This is a genomic window from Nereida ignava (assembly GCF_047114695.1).
Lineage (GTDB): Bacteria > Pseudomonadota > Alphaproteobacteria > Rhodobacterales > Rhodobacteraceae > Nereida > Nereida ignava.
On sequence record NZ_CP112885.1, the window covers coordinates 1,325,782 to 1,347,645 of the forward strand.

The window sequence follows — 21,864 nt, forward strand, 5'->3', positions numbered from 1 at the left end:
AATTGAGCGATCAATAAGATCACTCAGGTTAGTGTACTTGACTTGGATTAGTTATTTGAACCTTTAGGACCGAAGTCCATGATCTGACCTACTTGCCAGATCAGTTCAAAAACTGATGTTTGTAATCTCTATATACGATATCAAATCGTCCGATTGGACGCTTAAACACTCACATAAGTCAGTGCTTAACGGTCAAATCATGACGCTGTTATAAAATCTGGTATCAACAACCCCCGAAGGGCAATGGTGGAGCGTATCGGGATCGAACCGATGACCCCCTGCTTGCAAAGCAGGTGCTCTCCCAGCTGAGCTAACGCCCCGTAATTGCTCGCGCAAAACGGCAACTTCTCACGCAATCGCAAGAATATATGGTGGGTCGAGGAGGACTTGAACCTCCGACCTCACGCTTATCAGGCGTGCGCTCTAACCACCTGAGCTACCGACCCAAACGGGCGGTAGCCCGTGTTATTGTTTGAAGAGATATGAGGACGGCTCGGTCCAAAATATGTTCCGAAGAACTATGCCACTAAGTGGCTGCTAAGTGTTTCACGAGTGATGCAAGCATCGCTTCTAGAAACATCCTTAGAAAGGAGGTGATCCAGCCGCAGGTTCCCCTACGGCTACCTTGTTACGACTTCACCCCAGTCGCTGATCCTACCGTGGTCCGCTGCCTCCAAAAGGTTAGCGCACGGCCGTCGGGTAGAACCAACTCCCATGGTGTGACGGGCGGTGTGTACAAGGCCCGGGAACGTATTCACCGCGGCATGCTGTTCCGCGATTACTAGCGATTCCGACTTCATGGGGTCGAGTTGCAGACCCCAATCCGAACTGAGACAAGTTTTGGGGATTAACCCACTGTACTTGCCATTGTAGCACGTGTGTAGCCCAACCCGTAAGGGCCATGAAGACTTGACGTCATCCACACCTTCCTCCCGCTTATCACGGGCAGTTCCCATAGAGTGCCCAGCCGAACTGCTGGCAACTAGGGGTGTGGGTTGCGCTCGTTGCCGGACTTAACCGAACATCTCACGACACGAGCTGACGACAGCCATGCAGCACCTGTCACTGCGTCCCCGAAGGGAACCACGGATCTCTCCGTGTAGCACAGGATGTCAAGGGTTGGTAAGGTTCTGCGCGTTGCTTCGAATTAAACCACATGCTCCACCGCTTGTGCGGGCCCCCGTCAATTCCTTTGAGTTTTAATCTTGCGACCGTACTCCCCAGGCGGAATGCTTACTCCGTTAGGTGTGTCACCGAATAGTATACTACCCGACGACTGGCATTCATCGTTTACGGTGTGGACTACCAGGGTATCTAATCCTGTTTGCTCCCCACACTTTCGTACCTCAGCGTCAGTATCGAGCCAGTGAGCCGCCTTCGCCACTGGTGTTCCTCCAAATATCTACGAATTTCACCTCTACACTTGGAATTCCACTCACCTCTCTCGAACTCTAGACTAGCAGTATTAAAGGCAGTTCCAGGGTTGAGCCCTGGGATTTCACCTCTAACTTACTAATCCGCCTACGTACGCTTTACGCCCAGTAATTCCGAACAACGCTAACCCCCTCCGTATTACCGCGGCTGCTGGCACGGAGTTAGCCGGGGTTTCTTTACCAGATACTGTCATTATCATCTCTGGCGAAAGTGCTTTACGACCCTAAGGCCTTCGTCACACACGCGGCATCGCTAGATCAGGGTTTCCCCCATTGTCTAAGATTCCCCACTGCTGCCTCCCGTAGGAGTCTGGGCCGTGTCTCAGTCCCAGTGTTGCTGATCATCCTCTCAAACCAGCTATAGATCGTAGACTTGGTAGGCCGTTACCCCACCAACTATCTAATCTAACGCGGGCCAATCCTTTACCGATAAATCTTTCCCCCGTAGGGCGTATACGGTATTACTCTTCGTTTCCAAAGGCTATTCCGTAGTAAAGGGTATGTTCCCACGCGTTACTAACCCGTCCGCCGCTCCCACCGAAGTGAGCGCTCGACTTGCATGTGTTAGGCGTGCCGCCAGCGTTCGTTCTGAGCCAGGATCAAACTCTCAAGTTGAAACGCATTACTGCGTATCCTTGACGTCGAACCTCTGCACATCGTCCCATTGTTCAAATGGGACAGTCATCTGTTTCATGTGCTTAAGTTACAAAAGTAACAAAAGACCACATCAAACAGTGAAGCTGACACTAAATCATCGGCCGAAGCCTATTAGCGCGATATACAGACGTTGATCCATCGAATGAACCAAACCGCCCACATATCTCTTCAAATACCAGCAATTTCAAACAACGTGAGGAACAAAAGAGACCAGATGCGCCCTAAATCATACGGCGCGCCCCGCCTCAAATACCTCTAATTTCTTCTCCAACCTCAGAACTAAGTCAGCCTCTCAGCGTCTCCCTAGCCCCTCTGGCGACCCGCGCTGCATCTCTGCGCCGCCGGTGAAGTGGGGTTTAGGTCTAACAAACAAAACACGCAACCCCCTTTTTGAAAGCATATACGTTTTTTGTGCATTTTTCTGTTTTTTCGTCTGTTTACAGATGCTTGCTTAAGAATGTTGCTAGTTTACCTAGGGGTTTGGGTAATCAAATTACCCTCCCGTTAGCGCCAATACTTTGGACGACTGAGTTATCCACAGACCTAAGCCGGTCAAACGCGAATAATCGGTCCCAAAAGCCGTGAATCGCGTGAATCAGGCGGCCACTGATTTGCGATTCTGCCGTTTAGGAATCAATCGCAGCCCCAAAAGCAACAAAATCACCGCCATATAGGCCAGTGGTTCGATCTGAATCCCTTTTACGAGCCAAATAAAATGCGCCCCGCCCAGAATCGCGGCCCCATAGGTCAATTTATGAAGCGTCCGCCAGTTTGGCCCCAACCGCCGCACAGCCCAATTGTTAGATGTAAGCGCAAGTGGCAGCATCAACACGAACGCTGCCATACCAACAGTAATATACGTGCGCTTTAGAATATCCGCCCAGATCTGACTCAGGATCTGAACATCAAGCACCAGCCATACCAGCAGGTGCGCCAATACATATGCAAACGTCACAAGACCAATGGCGCGACGAAACTTGATAAGGTTGATACCTGTGAAACGGCGCAGCGGTGTAATCGCCAATCCGATGATGACCAACTGCAACGCTATCTCACCGTATTCATGTTCAAGCGCCTTAATCGGTTCGGCACCCAAACCGCCCGTCAGACCAAGATAGAAGAAGTACGGCATTGGCAGCAGGTACACAGTATACACACACCACACAGGCAGCTTGCGCGCCCAGCCATTCAGACGGTCAACAATCATGCTAGGCTAGAAGTCCTTACGAAGGTCCATGCCCGCATAAAGCGACGCAACTTCTTCTTCGTAGCCATTGAACATCAAAGTAGGCTCACGCTTTTGAAACAGACCGCCGCCAATGACACGGTGCGATGCTTGCGACCAACGCGGGTGATCTACGTCCGGGTTCACGTTACTGTAAAAGCCGTACTCCCGTGCGTTGATCGTGTTCCAGCTTGTGGGCGGCTCACGGTCCGTCAGGGTGATCTTCACGATCGACTTGATAGATTTGAACCCGTACTTCCACGGCACCACCAAACGGATCGGCGCACCATTCTGGTTGGGCATTGGCTTGCCATAGATACCCGTCGCCATCAATGTCAGCGGATGCATCGCCTCATCAAGGCGCAACCCTTCGACATACGGCCATGGAATAGACGGCAGGCGCTGACCGGGCATTTCCTCGGGCCGGTACAATGTTTCAAAAGCTACGTACTTGGCATCTGACTGCACGCCTGCCTTTTGCAGAATATCGCGCAGCTCAACACCGTTCCACGGCACAACCATCGCCCATGTTTCAACACAGCGGAAACGGTAGATACGTTCCTCTATATCCAGACCATCCAGCAACTCGGCCACAGAATATGTACCGGGGTTATCGACCAGCCCATCAATCGTGATTTCCCACGGGTCGGTGGTCAGGCTACCTGCGTTGGCGGCGGGGTCGCCCTTGCCGGTGCCGAATTCGTAAAAGTTGTTGTAGCTGGTGATGTCTTCAAAGCTGTTGGGCACCAACGCGTCCTGTGCAGCGAAGGCGGACCCTGCGATACTGCCCGCCACACCGGCGGCGGCCATGCCAGCCATTATCTGACGCCGGTTCCAGAACGCCGCTTCCGGTGTCACATCAGCCGCCGTTAACTTGTTCTTCCAACCATAGGCCATGAGCCGCGTCCTTCATCTGTTTGAGCCACGCGCATCATGCGCCCGCCAACTCTTTATACTTACGAGGCGCGCCACACTGCGCAAAGCCCCCCTCACGCATTGGTGAGACCCTGTCACAAAGCCGCCCGCGTCATGTGCGCTTTCTATATAGAATAGAGCACCGCGCCTTCGCGCCCAGGGATCTTGTGCCTAGGGATGCGGCGCGGTTTGCCCTTCATCGCGGGCGGGGTAAATCGTGCTTAGCCGCTTGCTGCTGCCATCTGGTTGTACGATCCGCACATGTGACCGCCGCATTAGGCGTGGCTCGGCCACACCAACAGAATGGGCAATGGTTTCCACTTCATGAACGATGGACCGCGCATAGGCCGCGACTTTCTCGAACTTTTGCTCAACCACTAGCCCCTTTTGAAAACGCGGATCATGGGTGGTGATGCCAGTGGGACATGTGTTCTTGTTGCACTTCAGCGACTGGATGCAGCCAAGGCTAAACATGAAGCCGCGCGCAGACGTCACAAAGTCCGCCCCTGCCGCCAAAGCCCACGCCACATCACCGGGGTTCACCAACTTGCCGCTGGCCACCAAGCGGATGCGTTCCTTAAGGCCCATGCGATCACGTAGCGCACTAATTAGGGGCAACGCCTCACGAATTGGCATCCCCACCAAATCCATCAACGGCATCGGAGAGGCTCCCGTGCCCCCCTCGCCCCCATCAAGGGTGATGAAATCCGGTGCGCTATCCATCCCGCGCTCAAGAATAGCCACAAAGAATTCCTCAAGCGCGTCGGGCGAGCCGACCACAGTCTTAATCCCGACGGGCTTGCCGGTCACCGCGCGCACATGGGCAATCATGTCCAGCAAATCGTACCAGTCATCTACTTCTTCATGGCGGTTCGGGCTGATGCTGTCTTGATGCGGTTCAATCCCGCGAATGTGGGCAATCTCGTCGTTCACTTTGGCAGCGGGAAGTATCCCGCCCTTACCGGGTTTTGCCCCTTGGGCCAGCTTGATCTCGAACATCCGTACAGTCTGATGAGCAGCGACTGCGCGTAGCCGATCATCGCTTAGCTTGCCGTCCTTGGTGCGCACGCCGTATTTGGCCGTGCCAATCTGAAACACAATATCCGCACCACCCGCCAGATGTTCAGGGGCCAGCGCCCCTTCGCCAGTGTTCATCCAGATGCCCGCCTTAGCCGCCCCTTTTGACAGCGCCAAAACCGCCGGCTTGGAAATGGCGCCGTAGCTCATGCCAGATAGATTAAAGATGGAGCGCGCCACAAAAGGCGTTGCCGCTCCTTGGCCAATGATCATCGGTTCCGAGCTGGCGAATTGGTCATCAACGGGCGGGAACGCAGCGTTCACAAAGATGGGCGTGCCGACTTCTGAAATGTTGCGGGTTGAGCCAAAAGCGACCGTGTTACTTTTGCCCTCAGAGGAATGCTTGATCCAGTCGCGCTGCGCACGGTTAAAGGGCAGCTCCTCGCGGTCCATCGCAAAGAAATACTGCCGGAAGAACTCACCCAATGTGCTGAAAAGCGCACGAAACCGCCCGATCACCGGATAGTTGCGCCGCACCGCATCCTCGGTCTGCCAACGATCGCGCACGAACAACACAAGGGCCAGCGCAACAACAAAGCCAATCACCGTCACAAACAACAGCGCCAAGAATTGCAGCGCGTACCCCGCCGCCCCCATAAAGCTGAACATCTCCGCACCCCTTTAAGCAAATCACCTTGCGCCCACTAAACCGCAAAGCCCGCCCAAAAGGAAACCGCATAACGCGGGCGTGAGCGGGCCTTGGCGTTGCGTCCCGCTCATCAGGCCCGTCCGCTGCGGTAAGATCGCGTTAGCCGGTTTGCGCGACACTCCCCAAGCGCGCAATTTGAGAATGCATTTGGTTCAAAGCCCCAGTCGAAATCTGTTCGACACCGCGAAAAGGGCGCCGAACCGATCCACCGCACCGGATTTCGGGGGCTTGGCACGCCCTTCTTGCACCCTCATCTTTGGCGGCCGCCAATTTCTTTCACTCGTTGTTGATACGCTCACATCCAAACAAAAACCGTCCCAGCGTTTCGGCTGAGGCGGCTCTTTGTGCTGTTGCGCTGTCAAACCCACGCGGCCCTGAACAGCGGGTTAATGAACCACCGCATCCTCGGGCGCTTCGCGGGTAGAGGCACTGATCCGGTCGCCCACCAAAAGGCCACTCGGCCCCGCGCTAATGTGAACGGTGCTGCCGTCTACGACATCCCCAGACAACAGCATCTCAGCCAGTTGGTCTTGCAACGCACGCTGGATCACACGCTTCAAAGGCCGCGCGCCAAACACGGGGTCATACCCCTCGTCGGCAAGCCATTGTTTGGCCGCCGCGTCCAACTCAAGATTAATCTTACGCGTCGCCAAGCGTTTCAGCAGCCGCGCCATCTGAATATCGACGATCCCGTCCATGTCTTCGCGGGCCAGACGGTCAAAGATCACAGTCTCATCCAAACGGTTCAAAAACTCAGGGCGGAAATGGCCGCGCACCGCCGCCATCACATCACGTTTGGCCGTAGATGCGTCAGCGCCTTCCGGCAATTCGCTTAGCACCTGAGAACCAAGGTTGCTGGTCAGAATAATCAGCGTTTGCTTGAAATCGACTGTGCGCCCCTGTCCGTCGGTCAACTGACCATCGTCAAGAACCTGCAACAACACGTTGAACACGTCAGGATGCGCTTTCTCAACCTCGTCAAACAGCACGACCTGATAGGGTTTGCGCCGCACGGCCTCGGTCAACACACCGCCTTCGTCATAGCCAACGTACCCAGGAGGCGCGCCAATCAAACGGGCAACCGCGTGCTTTTCCATGAACTCAGACATGTCGATGCGGACCATGGCGCTGTCATCGTCAAACAAGAACTCCGCAACTGCTTTGGTTAATTCGGTCTTCCCCACGCCGGTTGGCCCCAAAAAGAGGAACGAACCAAGGGGGCGGTTTTCATCATTTAGCCCCGCGCGCGCACGGCGCACCGCATTGGACAAAGCCTTAACCGCCGCGTGCTGACCGATGACCCTATTGCCCAGCGCAGCTTCCATCCGAAGCAGTTTTTCGCGGTCACCCTCAAGCATTTTTGAGGTGGGGATACCAGTCCAACGCTCAACCACTTGGGCGATCTGTTCGGGGCGCACGGCCTCTTCGACCACCACATCATCCCCTGCGGTTTCCGCCTCGGCCAAGTCTTTCTCAAGCTGCGGGATTACGCCGTAGGACAATTCACCTGCCTTGGCCAAATTGCCCTCACGCTTGGCGATATCCAACTCGGCGCGCGCACGGTCAAGCTTTTCTTTAAGCACCCGCGCGCCTTCCAACTTGTCACGCTCCGCCTGCCATGCGGTCGTCATTTGTGTGGCGCGTTCCTGCACCTCGGCCAAGTCGCGCTCTAGTGTGGCAAGACGATCCTTGGACGCCTGATCGTCTTCCAAGCGCAACGCCTCGGCCTCGATCTGCATCTGCAAAATTTGACGGTCCAGCACGTCAAGCTCCTCGGGCTTGCTGTCAACTTCCATGCGCAGCCTGCTGGCCGCCTCGTCCATCAGATCAATCGCTTTGTCGGGCAAAAAGCGGTCCGTAATGTAGCGGTGCGACAAAGTAGAGGCCGCAACAAGGGCGCTGTCTGAAATGCGCACACCGTGGTGCAACTCATACTTCTCTTTGATACCGCGCAGGATGCTGATGGTGTCCTCAACCGTGGGCTCGTTCACCAACACCGGCTGGAAACGCCGCGCAAGAGCTGCGTCTTTTTCAACGTGTTTGCGGTACTCATCAAGGGTCGTGGCGCCCACACAGTGCAATTCACCACGCGCCAACGCGGGCTTAAGCAAGTTCGACGCATCCATCGCACCGTCCGCTTTGCCCGCCCCCACAAGGGTGTGCATTTCATCGATGAACAAAACCACCTCACCAGCCGCGGCCGTCACCTCAGACAGGATTGATTTCAGACGTTCTTCAAATTCACCACGGTATTTTGCACCCGCAATCAGCGCCCCCATATCCAGCGACAAAAGTCGTTTGTTGCGCAGGCTTTCAGGCACATCACCGTTGATGATACGCAGGGCCAGCCCTTCGGCGATGGCGGTTTTACCCACGCCAGGTTCACCGATCAGAACGGGGTTATTCTTTGTGCGGCGTGACAATACCTGCATCGCGCGGCGGATCTCATCATCACGTCCAATGATCGGGTCAATGCGCCCCTGACGGGCGGCCTCTGTCAAATCAGAGGTGTATTTGCGCAGCGCCTCATAGGCGTCCTCGGCGCTTGCGGTATCCGCCGTGCGCCCTTTGCGTACGTCATTGATCGCACTGTTAAGCTTTTGCGCAGTGACCTTACCGGCCTCCATCGCGGTTTTCGCGCCAGAGCGTACCATGGCCAACGCCATCAAAACGCGCTCAACGGGCACAAAACTGTCTTTGGCTTTCTTGGCGAGGTTCTCTGCCTCAGCCAGCACGCGGGTTGTGGCGCTATCGAGGTACACAGCGCTCGCGTCGCCTGTCACTTTGGGCAGCTTTGACACAGCCAGATCAGCCGCACGTGCAACCGCAGGCGCATCGCCGCCAGAGGCGCTGATCAGATTGGCGGCAAAGCCCTGATCATCATCCATCATCGCCTTCAGCAAATGTTCGGGGGTCAGCCGTTGGTGGCTCTCACGCGCAGCAATTGTTTGTGCCGCTTGCACGAAACCGCGCGCGCGTTCAGTGAACTTTTCTAAGTCCATGGGTCTCTCCTTTTGCAGCATCCCACATAAATTTCGCACCCGCCTTTGCGGCATACATCGGTGTGGGACCTTATGTAGCTTAGATGGGGCGAATGATGCCCGCGTTCAAGTGACGGAATGCCTAAAATCCACGCAAAGCCCCACCGCGAGGCAAGGCCAACCACCGCTTTCGGCACACCCGCTCGCTTGCATCGCGCCCCCAAAGCAACTACCCCCGCCACAACAAAACATACGTACCAAAAGGAGCCGCACCGATGGCCGACGATAGATTGATTGTTGCGATGGATGTGCCGAACGCTTTGGCAGGCCTGAAACTGGCCGATGAGCTGGGTGACGCGGTATCTTTCTATAAAATCGGGTTGGGCATGTTGACTGGTGGCGGGCTTGGCCTTGCCAATGAGTTGAAGGCAGAACGCGGCAAACGCATCTTTCTGGACATGAAACTGTTCGATATCGGCGCAACTGTTGAGGCAGCCGTTCGCGGCTTGGCGCAGTTTGATCTGGATTTTCTGACCGTTCACGGTGACCCGCAAGTGGTGAACGCTGCAAAACAAGGCGCTGCTGGTTCGAACACAAAAATCCTCGCGGTTACCATTTTGACCTCGCTTGATCGTGGTGACTTGGACGACTGTTTGATCAAAGACGGTCTGATCCCTGATCTGGTGACTGAACGTGCGGGCCGTGCGCTTGAAGCTGGCGCAGACGGTGTGATCGCATCCCCCCAAGAAGCGGCATTGATCCGCGCGCTGCCAATTGCGGACGACAAACTGATCGTTACCCCCGGCGTGCGCCCAACCGGCGCGGCCCTTGGGGATCAAAAGCGCGTTGCGACACCGGCATCAGCCATTCGCGACGGCGCAAACCACATCGTAGTGGGCCGTCCCATCTGGCAAGCCGAAAACCCACGCGCGGCAGCGCAAGCCATCACAGATGAGTTAGCCGCGCTCTAAACGCGACTTGCACACGTCCACCGCACAAAAGACCCGCCTTACACCATTTTGGTCAGCGCCTTTGTGACCTCAGCCGCCACAAGTTGATGCGCCGGCGCGCCCCACAACTCGGTTGCGGCGGGCTGGTCCATCTCGGTGTAGCTCATCCCTTCCAGGCGAAGTGCTGCATCATGGGATGGCAAGTCCACCTCAACGATGCCTGTCACGCTTTGGCCGATTTGCTCCATCATCGTGCGGTCCACAAAAAGCGGGTCCCCACCCAGCGGGCCAAACTGTGCCGTCATTGGTGGCTTGACCCAAAGCAGAATGACTTTTCCGTCAATTTTGGCCAAAAGCGAGCGCATCCGTGCAAGCCACGCTTGGCGCAACTCATCCACAACAATCTCGTATTTCTCAGGTGCCTCGGACTGCAGCGTCGACAAAAGGTGCCGCGTGAAAGTGAACTCCGTAAAATCCGTACCGCGAAAAATGGTCTGCATTAGCATCGATGGCTTCAAAAAGCGGTCGTTGCGCCGTGGGTGCACAGAATAGAACCGGTTCGACAGGTTCGCAGCGCCCATCACCTCAAGCACCGTCACACGGGCCTTGGAACAGGCGCCTGGTACGAAGGGATCACCCAAAAACACATCAGGTCCCGCATTCACACAGCCAAAATTCACGCATTGAACATCAAGGCCTTGCTCGACCAAATCCGGAAACGGTTGGGGCATGAATTTGCCGTATGTTTCTGTGCCACCCAGAAACGCCACATAATCTGTCTCAAGCCGCTTGCGTGGTCCGCGAAACACCAGTTTCGAGCGGCCATACCTGCACGGCATGTACTCAAGGGCGGTCTGCCCCGTTGATTGAATGGTCATTACGCCACCTCTCACAATTTCACCCAAGGACACGATTCTCACAAAGGTCTTTCCAAACCGCTAACCCGCTAATTTGTTGAAAACTGTCTCAATCACGGGGTTGCGCGCGCAGGCTGCTCACGACACAGTTAACGCAAACAGCATCAGAGGATCCGTCATGGATATTGAGCAGGTTGGCGTTATCGGCGCGGGGCAAATGGGCAATGGTATCGCCCATGTTTTTGCAAGCGCCGGGTATCATGTGCGGCTGAATGATGTGAGCGCAGATGCCCTTGCGGCGGCGCAGGCGTTGATTGCCAAAAACATGGACCGCCAAGTTGCCAAAGGCACGATGACCGCCGAGGACCGCGACGCAGCTTTGGCGCGCATTGCCACGACGCTTGATCTGGCCGAGCTTGGGCAGAGCGATCTGATCATTGAAGCCGCCACTGAGAAAGAAGACGTGAAGAACGAGATCTTCAAGGCGCTGCAACCGCACCTAAAACCTGAGACAATTCTGACCTCAAACACGTCGTCTATTTCGATCACGCGCCTTGCAAGCCGCACGGACCGGCCAGAAAAGTTCATGGGTTTCCACTTCATGAACCCTGTGCCCGTGATGCAGCTGGTTGAGCTGATCCGCGGCATCGCCACTGACGAAGAGACATTTAAAACCTGCCACACCGTTGTTGAGCGTCTTGGAAAAACATCCGCTACCGCAGAAGATTTTCCCGCGTTCATCGTCAACCGCATCCTGATGCCGATGATCAATGAGGCGATCTATACACTGTACGAGGGCGTCGGTTCGGTCACGTCTATCGACACGTCCCTAAAGCTGGGCGCAAATCACCCGATGGGCCCGCTTGAATTGGCCGATTTCATTGGCCTTGATACCTGCCTGTCCATCATGAACGTTCTGCACGACGGGCTGGCAGATACGAAATACCGGCCCTGCCCGCTGCTGACAAAATATGTGGAAGCTGGATGGTTGGGCCGCAAAACGAAACGCGGGTTTTATGATTACCGCGGCGAAACACCCGTTCCGACCCGCTGATTAGTCTGCCTTAAGGGCCAGTGTTTTTTCACGAAGCCACGCCATAAAGCCGCGCGGATTGGCAGACCATTTCTGAATTTCTGCCGGATCAAACGGTGCGCCCACCACAGGGCTTTGCGGTTTATTAAGCGCGTGAACCACCTCGTGGATCAACAGGCCCTGCCGCAAAGTGGGCGAGATTTTATTGGCAATTTGATACATCCGGCTGTTTTGCCCGGGAAAGTAAATCGGCACCACAGCGGCTTTTGAGCGTTGGATCATCTTGGCCGTAAAGGGGTTCCACTCTGCCTCAACGGCGGGGCCAAAGAACGTTTCTGAACATGACACAACGCCGGACGGGAACAGCACAATCACACCACCACCAGACAAATGCGCCATTGCTTGCTTGCGCATATCAAGGCTTTTTTGCAGGCTGTCTTCCTCATGCGGAAAGGGCACGGGGATCATGAATTCTTCGATCTCATCAACGCCCGTCAACAGCGACCGCGTCAGGATTTTGTAATCTGTCCGCACGCGGCCGATCAATTCCGCCAAAATCATCCCGTCGACCAAACCGTGCGGATGGTTGGCCACCACAACAACGGGCCCAGTGGCAGGAATATTGGCAATTTGCTCGGCGGGCGTTTCAAGGGTGATGCCCATGTGGCGCAGCGCTTGTTTCCAAAACGCCTGACCATAAGCTGCGCCCTCACGCTCGAACCGGCGGATAAGATAAAGCAGTGGAATTTTGCCCGTCATCCACTCCATCACACGGATTACATTGGCTTTGAACGGATTGGTAAATGTGTTGGCATAAGACAAGCGACGCTTGTCATAGGGCACCACGTCTGCGGGCGCGCCTTGGGCTGGGGGTCTTTGTTCAAGGCGATCAACCACTGAAACGATCCTTTTTGGCAGCCCCCGCAAACACTAGAATTCTTCGCCGAACTTATCAGCGATCAGTGCTTCCAAGGCTTGCGCCGCCGCATCTGCATCAGCGCCCGAAATTTCAACATTGATAAAACTTCCTTTCGATGCTGCCAACATCAAAAGCCCCATTATGCTGTCACCTGTGGCACTAAGCCCATCTTTACTGACCTCAACGTTCGCGGCGTGTTGCTCGACCACCTCGACAAATTTCGCAGAGGCGCGGGCATGAAGGCCCTTTTGATTGATGATCTCGAGGGTTTTGGAAATGGTTTGGGTCATAACTCGTATCCGGTTTGGCCCACGGTTCGGGCGTCCATATATTTGCGGCCAGCATCACGGGCGCCCAAAACGGCGGCCTTCAGCGGTAAGCTGCGGGTTTTCGCGAGCTTGATCAAAAGCGGCAAATTGGCGCCATAAAGGATCATGCGGTTTGCAGGGTTGCACGCGGCCAAACTAAGGTTGGAAGGCGAGCCGCCGAACATGTCAGTGACAACAACGACGCCGTCGCCTGTATCCACTGTGTTGGCGGCGGTGCAAATCTCGGCCTCTTTGGCGATGCGGTCGTGCTCGTAACTGATCTCAACAGTGACAATTCCCGCTTGCTGACCGACCACGTGTTCAACCGCGCGCAGATATTCGCGAGCCAATCCACCATGTGCAACGATCACAATGCCAATCAAGTGGATGTTCCTTTGAGGGGCAGCGAGGCGCTGCGGTGTCGGTCTAATTCGCGATGCCTAACTGACATTTCCCAGCCTTGTTGCGCAAGGGCTTTGGCCAGCATTTGTGCAACTGTGACGGAACGGTGCTGTCCGCCCGTGCAGCCAAGCGCCACCGTAAGGTGTGTCTTGCCCGACGCCTTGAACGCAGGGAACAGCGTGCGCAACATGCCAGTCAGGTGATCAAAGAACGGATCAAAAAGCGGATCGGCCATGACGTAATCTTGCACCGGCACATCAAGGCCAGTGTTTTCACGCAAAGCGGGCTCCCAATGGGGGTTGCGCAAAAAGCGGCAATCAAACACCAGATCAACCCCTTGGGGCAGCCCCCGTTTGTAGGCAAAGGATTGCACTGTGATCGCCAAATTTGCGGCACCACCTGTGGCGAAAGAGCCGCCAAGCGTTGTGATCAATTCTTGGGCAGTTAACGTCGAGGTATCAAAGATATAATCAGCGCGCTCGCGAATTGGGGCAAGCAACGCGACCTCGGCGCGGATGCCAAGCAACGGCGCGTCTTGCGGCGCAAGCGGGTGGCGGCGACGGGTCTCGGAATACCGTTGGACCAGCACATCTTCGCGGGCATCCAGATAGACCACCTCACACTGAACCCGCTTCATCAGCGCAAAAACCGCATCAACGGAAAAGTCACGGTTGCGCACATCAAGACCCAAAGCCATGCGCCGCGAGACAGGCGGTCCATCCAAAAGGCGCGGGATCAACGACAGCGGCATGTTGTCGATTGCCTCAAAACCTAAATCTTCTAATGCCGCGATTGCGGTCGCGCGCCCCGCCCCTGACGGACCCATCACCAAGACTACCGGCGCGGTGTCATCAGCGTTTTGCGCAATTGGCGTTTGGGTAGGCGTTGCACTCGGCTCAGACATCATCAGCAATCCCGCATTTGAGAAATTGCAGATAAGCCGCCGGTGCATAATCTGCAGCCACCGCAGGAACGACGCGGCACTTTAGCCCCAGAAATTCAGTATAGCTTGGTGCAGGCAACCGCGTGGGCGCTTTAGCATCTGATGGTGGCACCTGATCCAGATCGACCACAGCCATGACCTGCGCTTGCGCCGCAGGATTTGCGCGCAACACACCGATGCCGCGCGCCTCAATCAGGCCAGAAATATTGGGGGCGGCAGTCGCCATCAGGGCGCCATCAACATTGTGCAGAGCCGTTTGATCATCAGCCACCAATTGGGCCCCAAGCGCCATCATTTGCAGCCCAAGGGCCGACTTACCACGCCCCGAGGCACCCATAATCATGAGCGCGCGTCCATCAACAGCAACAGTGGTGGCGTGGATAAGGTCCATACCCAGCCCATAGCACGCCATCTGTTCAAATTGAAGAAAAACGCGCGGCTAAACCGGCAAGCCCACCACAAAGCGCGCACCCAGAGGATCAGAGGTGACATCCGCATCAGTCGGGCGGATGTTTTCGGCCCAGATGACGCCGCCGTGGGCCTCAACGATTTGCTTGGAGATTGCCAAGCCCAGACCCGAGTTATTGCCAAACTGCTGTTCCGGGCGCTCAGAATAGAAGCGTTTGAACACTTTGCTCAGCGCCTGATCGGGAATGCCGGGGCCTGTGTCTTCGACAACGATCAACACGCGATTGTCACGGCGGCGAACCCAAACGCGGATAGCGTCGCCCTCCTCACAAAAGGACACGGCGTTGGTGATAAGATTGACGAACACCTGCGCCAAGCGCCCCTCAAGACCGTCGATCATGATGGGTCCCGGTGGCAGGTCCGAGACCAGTTCCACCCCTTTGTCAGACGCACTTTGGCCCAGATAATCAGACAGGTTTGAAAGCATGTTCAAAAGGTCGAACGGCTCTTCTGTTTCTTTGACCAACTCACTGTCCAAGCGGGATGCGTTGGAAATGTCACTGACCAAACGATCAAGGCGCTGCACGTCATGTTCAATCACCTCAAGCAGGCGCTCGCGTTGATCATCGCGCTTGGCCACGCGCATTGTGCCCACCGCAGAGCGCAAAGAGGCCAGCGGGTTTTTGATTTCATGGGCAACATCAGCGGCGAACTGTTCATTCGCCTCAATCCGGTCATAAAGCGCGCCGACCATGCCGCGCAGCGCGCCAGACAAGCGGCCAATTTCATCCGGGCGGGCGGTTAAATCGGGGATGCGCACCCGCGACGGGGCGCGTTTAGAAGAACTTTTATCGCGCCCAATTTCAGCAGCCGCAGCCAGATCAGACAGCGGATTCGCGATTGCCGAGGCCAACACAAAACTAAGGCCAACACTGACAAAAATGGCGATCAAAAACATCTGCAACAGATTTTCACGCTCGCTTTTTACAAGCTGGTCAATCTCGCCTGCCGCACTTGCCATGCCGATTGCGCCGATGACCGCGCCATTGTGCAGGATCGGCGTGGCTACGGTGAAAATGGTTTGCCCGCTTGCATCAATGGCGGGCACGACCACGGTTTGCCCCGCCAGCGTTTGGCCCAACAATTGCCGCACAAGGTCTTGGGAGGTCACAGTGTCCGCACCAGCAGGCGCGCCGCCAATCACCCGCGCGATACCGCGCCATGCACCCGCCAGCATATCCGTGATGAACGTCCCGCCATCTGCGGGTTTGCCAAGAGCCGCGCTGTTGCCACGTTCCGCGCCCAGCGACTGCGCCACAAGAACCGCTGATGGGTCAAAAACGAAAACGTCTGACTGACCGCGCAGATCAAGCTCGGCCAATGTTTTGGGCGCGTCTACCCCGTCAGCAGTTGCCAAGTTTACAGGCGTACCTGCGGGCACCTGCGCCTCAAACACGTCTGCGATCAATTCAACTTCTGTCAACAAAGAGGCAGCGCGTTGAAAGGCCAAGCTGTCACGCGAGGTATTGAGGTAAAGCAGCCCCGCCACCAAAATCATCAAGCCCAACAAGTTGAAGGTGATGATCTTGCGCACCAAAGGCGAGCTTGTCAGCGCAGACAAACCCCGCCTGTCACGGCGCGCCCGCAGCTCTGTGTCGACCCCCTCTTTGGGGGCCACAAAGTCTTCACCCAAGGCGATGCTGGCCTCGCGCACTGACTTCAAGGAATGAATGTCAACGTTGCTCAACGCGGGCGCTCTATTCTTCGTTGTAGCGGTAACCGATGCCGTAAAGCGTTTCGATCGCGGCGAAATCACTATCGGCGGTGCGCATCTTTTTGCGCAGGCGTTTGATGTGACTGTCGATGGTGCGGTCGTCCACGTAGACTTGCTCGTCGTAGGCTACGTCCATCAACTGATCGCGCGATTTCACAAAGCCAGGGCGTTGCGCCAAGGCTTGCAGCAACAAAAACTCGGTCACAGTGAGCGAGACATCATTGCCCTTCCACGAAACCGCATGGCGGAGCGGGTCCATGATAAGTTCACCGCGAACCATGATTTTGGTTTCTTCGGTTTCGGCAATCTCAATCCCGTCAAGCGCGTCCTGCCGGCGCAATAGGGCGCGAATACGCTCTACCAAAAGGCGCTGGCTGAAGGGCTTTTTGACGTAATCATCCGCCCCCATCCGAAGGCCCAGAACCTCATCAATCTCGTCATCCTTGGACGTCAGGAAAATGACGGGCATCGCGCTTTTCTGGCGCAAGCGCTGCAACAAATCCATCCCGTCCATGCGCGGCATTTTAATGTCGAGCACAGCCATATCGGGCATCTGTTTGTTGAACGCGTCTAGGGCGGCTTGCCCGTCGTTATATGTTTGAACGTCAAAGCCTTCAGCTTCGAGCGTCATGGAGACAGACGTCAGAATATTCCGATCGTCGTCGACCAAAGCGATCTTGGACATACTACTCATCCTCAATTTTAATCGTTATTGCCTACTTTTTATAGGCAACATCACCGTTTTTGCCCTGCGAATCAACTGATATCTCGCAAACGGGGCTGACAGGTGCGGGCTGAGTAAGCGCATCACTTCCTTAAATGATGATAAACGTCGCAGATGAGAAACAGTGTTTGCGCTAAACCCAAATTGGTGGCGCTAACAGGGCAAATGCGTCCTGTTCAACTCTGGAAACGTCATGTTAAGCGCCTTGTATCCCGCGCAAATACCAGCGCCAACTCTTGGAGACTTCAAATGACACTTGGACGGGTCAACCCAAACCACACCCTCGACGCACAAGGCATCACGGGGCTTGGGCAAGTCTATTACAATTTGTTGGAACCAGCGTTAATCGAAACAGCCCTCAAGAATAACGAGGGTACTTTGGGCAAAGGTGGCGCCTTTTTGGTAAGCACCGGCAAGTTCACGGGCCGCTCACCCAAGGACAAGCACGTTGTGCGCACAGCCTCTGTTGCCGATAGTATCTGGTGGGAAAATAACGCCGAAATGTCCGAAGTGGGCTTTGACGCGCTTTATGAAGATATGCTGGCCCACATGAAGGGCCGCGATTACCACGTGCAGGATTTGTTTGGTGGATCGGACCCCGCGCAACGCCTTGATGTGCGCATGGTGACCGAGCTTGCTTGGCACGGATTGTTCATCCGCCACATGCTGCGCCGCCCCGAGCGCGCCGAGTTGGACAGCTTTGTGCCCGACTTCACCGTAATCAACTGCCCCTCATTCAAAGCGGACCCTGCCAAGCACGATTGCCGCAGCGAGACCGTGATTGCGATGAACTTCGACCGTAAAATCATCTTGATTGGCGGCACGGAATACGCGGGCGAGAACAAGAAATCTGTGTTCACATTACTGAACTACTTGCTGCCCGAAAAAGGCATTATGCCGATGCACTGCTCGGCCAACCACGCCAAAGGCAACCCTGTCGACACGGCTGTGTTCTTTGGCTTGTCAGGCACAGGCAAAACCACATTGTCTGCCGATCCCAACCGCGTGTTGATCGGCGATGATGAGCATGGCTGGTCCGACCGCGGGACGTTCAACTTTGAGGGCGGCTGCTACGCCAAGACCATCAATTTGTCCGCCGAGGCAGAGCCAGAGATTTACGCGACCACCTCCAAGTTTGGCACAGTCATTGAAAACATGGTGTTTGATCCCGAAACCAAAGAACTGGATTTCGACGACGACAGCCTGACCGCCAACATGCGCTGCGCGTACCCGCTTGAGTATATCTCGAACGCGTCCGAAACGGCTCTTGGTGGACACCCCAAAAACATCATCATGCTGACCTGTGACGCATTTGGTGTGCTGCCTCCAATTGCGCGCCTGACACCGGCCCAAGCGATGTACCACTTCTTGTCCGGCTTCACGTCAAAAGTAGCCGGCACAGAGCGCGGCGTGACCGAGCCCGAGCCCACGTTCTCAACGTGCTTTGGCGCACCCTTCATGCCCCGCCGCCCAGAAGCCTACGGCAATTTGCTGCGCGAAAAGATTGCAAGCCACGGCGCGACGTGCTGGCTGGTAAACACCGGCTGGACCGGTGGCGCGTATGGCACAGGGTCGCGGATGCCCATCAAAGCAACCCGCGCACTGTTGACAGCGGCGCTTGATGGCTCGCTCAACGAAGGGACTTTCCGCAAGGATCCGAACTTTGGCTTTGACGTGCCCGTTACTGTGGCTGGCGTGGACGCGAGCCTGTTGAATCCGCGCAGCACATGGGCCGACAAAGCGGCCTATGACGCCCAAGCGCAAAAGCTGGTGGATATGTTTGCCACCAACTTTGAGCAGTACGTGCCGTTCATTGATGAAGACGTAAAAGCAGCCGCAATCGGCTAACTCATAGCGCTGTGGCCCTGCCCCAAGCGGGCGGGGCCGCATGCAATCAGGGCTAACCCAGAACCCCGCGACGGATCAGGTTAAGCCCCGCCACAATCAAAACAACCAGGGTAATTTTGCGGAACTTGGCTTGGTCCAGCTTTGATTGCACCGCCATGCCCGACAGCAACCCAATGCCCGCAGGCACCAACATCAGTGCCGAAAGCGACCATGTTTGCGCATTGAAAATACCGGACTTCAGGTGGGCCGATAAAAGCACCACAGAACCCGCGCCGTAAATCACGCCCTGCACGCGCAAGTTCTCACGCTTGGCGATATCAAGTGCGGTCAGATAAAGCACCGTAGGCGGCCCCCATGTGCCCGATAGCCCCCCCAGCGAGCCTGCAAAAAGCGCTACGCCAATCTCAACCGGGCGGCGGTTGCCCGGATTGATCGACGGGCGCCAGCCGATCAGTTGCAACGTGGCAAAGAACGTCACAGGAATGCCCAAAATCAGATAAAGCACCCACCGTTCAAGTGATGTCACAAGCTGTGCAGTCACAAGGATCATCGACAAGCAGATCAACAAATAAAGCCGGTGCTTCTTGGCCGATTCGTAGGCCGCGCGAATACCAGTGCGAAAAGCCTGTAACAAATTGGAGGCGACTGTGGGCAGGATCAGCGTGGCAATTGCCAATTCGGGCGACAACAGCGTGCCAAGGCCCGAAACCATAATCATCGGCATCGCAAACCCCACGGCACCTTTGACAAATCCTGCAAGCAGGCCGATCATCACAAAAGCGAAGATAATAAGCGCGGGTTGTTCGAATAGAATTGTCATAGGAGCAGCTTTATCGGAATGCGCGGCAAACAACAGCAGGCAAATTCACTGCCGACACCGCCCTGCAAGACGCCAGTCCACTTCGACACATTTGTGCGTAAGGTGTAATTTTTGCGAATTATTATTGCGCTGCGAGTGCAAAGTGCGTATGCAGAAACTCAGTTTTGAAAAGGATGCTTCTCATGGCCCATGACGGACAAGATATGACCCTCACGCAAGCTACTGTTCTGCCTGATCTTTTGGCACTGACGGCGGATGCTATCGCGCCCTGCGAAAAAGTGCTGGAGACTGCGAAGGACTGCCTTCGCGCAACAGTCACGGACGGCGATCGCATCAGCGGGGCATTGATTGAACAAAACCAGACGGCGGCGCATGGGCTGGCGTGGTTGGCCACATATGTAGAGGCCCTGCGCCAAATGCAGAACTGGGCCGAGGGTTTGCAGGCATCCGGCACATTTGGTGAGACCGAACAGTTGCTGCATCAGATCGCCTTTGGTGAATACCTGTGGCAAATCTACGGTGGCATCCCGATGAACCAAGGCGAAATCCTGCGCCTGCAAGACATCGGCATGACCCAAGAGCAAATGGGCGCGCTGATGACGCCTGCGGTGATGAAGCTAACCCAAAGCGGCAACACCCAAGCCGCACGCAGCCGCCTTGTGGAACTGATGCAGGAGCAATCCGCCAACATCACCGTTGGTGCCTCTGGGCTGGATGAAGAGCTGGAGATGATCCGTGAGCAATTCCGCCGCTATGCGGTTGAGAAGGTTGAGCCCTTTGCCCACGAATGGCACCTCAAAGACGAATTGATCCCCATGGAGATCATCGAAGAGCTGGCCGAGATGGGTGTATTCGGCCTGACCATTCCCGAAGAATACGGCGGGTTTGGCCTGTCCAAAGCATCTATGTGCGTGGTCTCCGAGGAGCTTTCGCGCGGCTACATCGGTGTTGGCAGCCTTGGCACCCGTTCTGAAATTGCAGCCGAATTGATCATTTGCGGCGGCACAGAAGAGCAAAAGCAAAAGTGGCTGCCTCGTTTGGCAAGCGCTGAGACGTTGCCCACAGCCGTTTTCACCGAGCCAAACACAGGCTCTGACCTTGGTGCGCTGCGCACCCGTGCGGTCAAAGATGATAACGGCGATTATGCGGTGACCGGCAACAAAACGTGGATCACCCACGCCACCCGCACACAGATCATGACCCTGCTTGCGCGCACGGACCCCGAGACAACCAACTATAAAGGGTTGTCCATGTTCATCGCCGAGAAAACCCCCGGCACCGAGGAAAACCCTTTCCCGACCGAGGGCATGACCGGCGGCGAGATCGAAGTGCTGGGCTACCGCGGCATGAAAGAATACGAACTGGCGTTCGATAACTTCCACGTCAAAGGCGAGAACCTTTTGGGCGGCGCCGAAGGTATGGGCTTCAAGCACTTGATGGAGACATTCGAAAGTGCGCGCATCCAGACCGCAGCGCGGGCCGTTGGTGTGGCTGCATCTGCGCTGGACGTCGGGATGCAATACGCGCTGGACCGTAAACAGTTCGGCAAGGCGTTGATCAACTTCCCACGCGTTTCCAGCAAATTGGCCATGATGGCCGTTGAAACCATGGTCGCTCGCCAGCTGACGTACTTCTCAGCCAATGAGAAAGACGAAGGCCGCCGTTGTGATCTTGAGGCGGGGATGGCGAAACTTTTGGGCGCGCGGGTTGCGTGGGCTGCGGCCGACAACGCGTTGCAGGTCCACGGTGGCAACGGTTTTGCGCTTGAGTACAAAATCAGCCGAATCCTATGTGATGCACGCATCCTCAACATCTTTGAGGGCGCAGCAGAAATTCAGGCACAGGTTATTGCGCGCCGCCTTTTGGGATAGGCCGTGCAGCCAAACACATCTGACATGCAAAGCCCCTGCCACTGTGTGGGGGCTTTTGCGTTTGCGGCGC

Annotated in this window: 17 protein-coding genes, 2 tRNA genes and 1 rRNA gene; 4 read left to right on the plus strand and 16 right to left on the minus strand. The window is 55.8% G+C overall.

Translation table 11 applies throughout. The features are described from left to right. Positions 1–244: 244 nt before the first annotated feature. The 7 genes from OLX08_RS06575 to clpB all read right to left on the minus strand — a co-directional run bounded on the left by OLX08_RS06575 (position 245) and on the right by clpB (position 8,958). Positions 245–320: transfer RNA gene (locus OLX08_RS06575), tRNA-Ala, on the minus strand. Between the two features lie 49 nt (positions 321–369). Further along, a tRNA-Ile gene (locus tag OLX08_RS06580) sits at positions 370–446 on the minus strand. A gap of 140 nt (positions 447–586) precedes the next feature. Next, positions 587–2,048: ribosomal RNA gene (locus tag OLX08_RS06585) — 16S ribosomal RNA — on the minus strand. A 637-nt stretch (positions 2,049–2,685) separates the two neighbouring features. Further along, positions 2,686–3,297, minus strand: coding sequence for a protein-methionine-sulfoxide reductase heme-binding subunit MsrQ (gene msrQ, locus OLX08_RS06590; RefSeq protein ID WP_391480490.1), 612 nt, complete (start codon positions 3,295–3,297; stop codon positions 2,686–2,688). 6 nt (positions 3,298–3,303) lie between these two features. Continuing rightward, on the minus strand, positions 3,304–4,212 hold the full coding sequence (gene msrP / locus OLX08_RS06595) for a protein-methionine-sulfoxide reductase catalytic subunit MsrP (protein ID WP_391480491.1): 909 nt from the start codon (positions 4,210–4,212) through the stop codon (positions 3,304–3,306). 189 nt (positions 4,213–4,401) lie between these two features. Beyond that, positions 4,402–5,916 (minus strand): FMN-binding glutamate synthase family protein, encoded by a 1,515-nt coding sequence (locus tag OLX08_RS06600; RefSeq protein WP_233488174.1) that lies wholly within the window; start codon positions 5,914–5,916, stop codon positions 4,402–4,404. Between the two features lie 426 nt (positions 5,917–6,342). Beyond that, a complete protein-coding gene (clpB, locus tag OLX08_RS06605) occupies positions 6,343–8,958 on the minus strand; it encodes an ATP-dependent chaperone ClpB (protein WP_391480493.1) in 2,616 nt (871 codons plus the stop codon). 254 nt (positions 8,959–9,212) lie between these two features. On the opposite strand from clpB, the gene pyrF reads away from it, so the two are divergent. Beyond that, positions 9,213–9,908 (plus strand): orotidine-5'-phosphate decarboxylase, encoded by a 696-nt coding sequence (pyrF, locus tag OLX08_RS06610; RefSeq protein WP_341247062.1) that lies wholly within the window; start codon positions 9,213–9,215, stop codon positions 9,906–9,908. Positions 9,909–9,946: 38 nt separating this feature from the next. On the opposite strand, the gene OLX08_RS06615 is transcribed toward pyrF, so the two are convergent. Next, positions 9,947–10,765 (minus strand): DUF6473 family protein, encoded by an 819-nt coding sequence (locus OLX08_RS06615; protein WP_391480495.1) that lies wholly within the window; start codon positions 10,763–10,765, stop codon positions 9,947–9,949. 157 nt (positions 10,766–10,922) lie between these two features. Between OLX08_RS06615 and OLX08_RS06620 the strand changes: the two genes are divergently transcribed. Then, positions 10,923–11,798 carry a 3-hydroxybutyryl-CoA dehydrogenase gene (locus OLX08_RS06620; protein WP_391480496.1) on the plus strand — a complete coding sequence of 292 codons (876 nt, stop codon included), beginning with the start codon at positions 10,923–10,925 and terminating at the stop codon, positions 11,796–11,798. Here OLX08_RS06620 and OLX08_RS06625 read toward each other — a convergent pair whose 3' ends face one another. Genes OLX08_RS06625 through OLX08_RS06655 form a run of 7 tightly spaced genes read right to left on the minus strand, consistent with a single transcriptional unit; the run spans position 11,799 to position 17,216 of the window. After that, positions 11,799–12,674, minus strand: a complete 876-nt coding sequence (locus tag OLX08_RS06625) for a lysophospholipid acyltransferase family protein (RefSeq protein ID WP_341247065.1) — start codon at positions 12,672–12,674, stop codon at positions 11,799–11,801. A 33-nt stretch (positions 12,675–12,707) separates the two neighbouring features. Continuing rightward, positions 12,708–12,986: an HPr family phosphocarrier protein gene (locus OLX08_RS06630; RefSeq protein WP_391480499.1), complete on the minus strand. Its 279-nt coding sequence runs from the start codon at positions 12,984–12,986 to the stop codon at positions 12,708–12,710. Next, on the minus strand, positions 12,983–13,387 hold the full coding sequence (locus OLX08_RS06635) for a PTS sugar transporter subunit IIA (protein ID WP_048598354.1): 405 nt from the start codon (positions 13,385–13,387) through the stop codon (positions 12,983–12,985). The genes OLX08_RS06630 and OLX08_RS06635 overlap by 4 nt, the downstream gene beginning before the upstream one ends. Continuing rightward, positions 13,384–14,310 carry an RNase adapter RapZ gene (rapZ, locus tag OLX08_RS06640; protein WP_391483194.1) on the minus strand — a complete coding sequence of 309 codons (927 nt, stop codon included), beginning with the start codon at positions 14,308–14,310 and terminating at the stop codon, positions 13,384–13,386. Before rapZ ends, OLX08_RS06635 begins: the two co-directional genes overlap by 4 nt. Next, positions 14,303–14,740: an HPr kinase/phosphorylase gene (locus OLX08_RS06645; RefSeq protein ID WP_391480501.1), complete on the minus strand. Its 438-nt coding sequence runs from the start codon at positions 14,738–14,740 to the stop codon at positions 14,303–14,305. Before OLX08_RS06645 ends, rapZ begins: the two co-directional genes overlap by 8 nt. 48 nt (positions 14,741–14,788) lie before the next feature. Beyond that, positions 14,789–16,504 (minus strand): sensor N-terminal transmembrane domain-containing protein, encoded by a 1,716-nt coding sequence (locus OLX08_RS06650; protein WP_391480502.1) that lies wholly within the window; start codon positions 16,502–16,504, stop codon positions 14,789–14,791. Between the two features lie 10 nt (positions 16,505–16,514). Beyond that, positions 16,515–17,216, minus strand: coding sequence for a response regulator transcription factor (locus OLX08_RS06655; protein WP_391480504.1), 702 nt, complete (start codon positions 17,214–17,216; stop codon positions 16,515–16,517). Positions 17,217–17,504: 288 nt separating this feature from the next. On the opposite strand from OLX08_RS06655, the gene OLX08_RS06660 reads away from it, so the two are divergent. Beyond that, entirely contained in the window at positions 17,505–19,103 is a 1,599-nt protein-coding gene (locus tag OLX08_RS06660; protein WP_391480505.1) for a phosphoenolpyruvate carboxykinase, read from the plus strand. 52 nt (positions 19,104–19,155) lie between these two features. Here the strand turns inward: OLX08_RS06660 and OLX08_RS06665 are convergent, their stop codons facing one another. Beyond that, the gene (locus tag OLX08_RS06665) at positions 19,156–19,923 is read right to left on the minus strand and encodes a sulfite exporter TauE/SafE family protein (protein ID WP_391480506.1); all 768 of its coding nucleotides are present in this window, start codon (positions 19,921–19,923) and stop codon (positions 19,156–19,158) included. A 182-nt stretch (positions 19,924–20,105) separates the two neighbouring features. Here OLX08_RS06665 and OLX08_RS06670 point away from each other — a divergent pair, with 182 nt between their 5' ends. Beyond that, the gene (locus OLX08_RS06670) at positions 20,106–21,794 is read left to right on the plus strand and encodes an acyl-CoA dehydrogenase family protein (RefSeq protein ID WP_391480507.1); all 1,689 of its coding nucleotides are present in this window, start codon (positions 20,106–20,108) and stop codon (positions 21,792–21,794) included. Positions 21,795–21,864 lie beyond the last annotated feature (70 nt).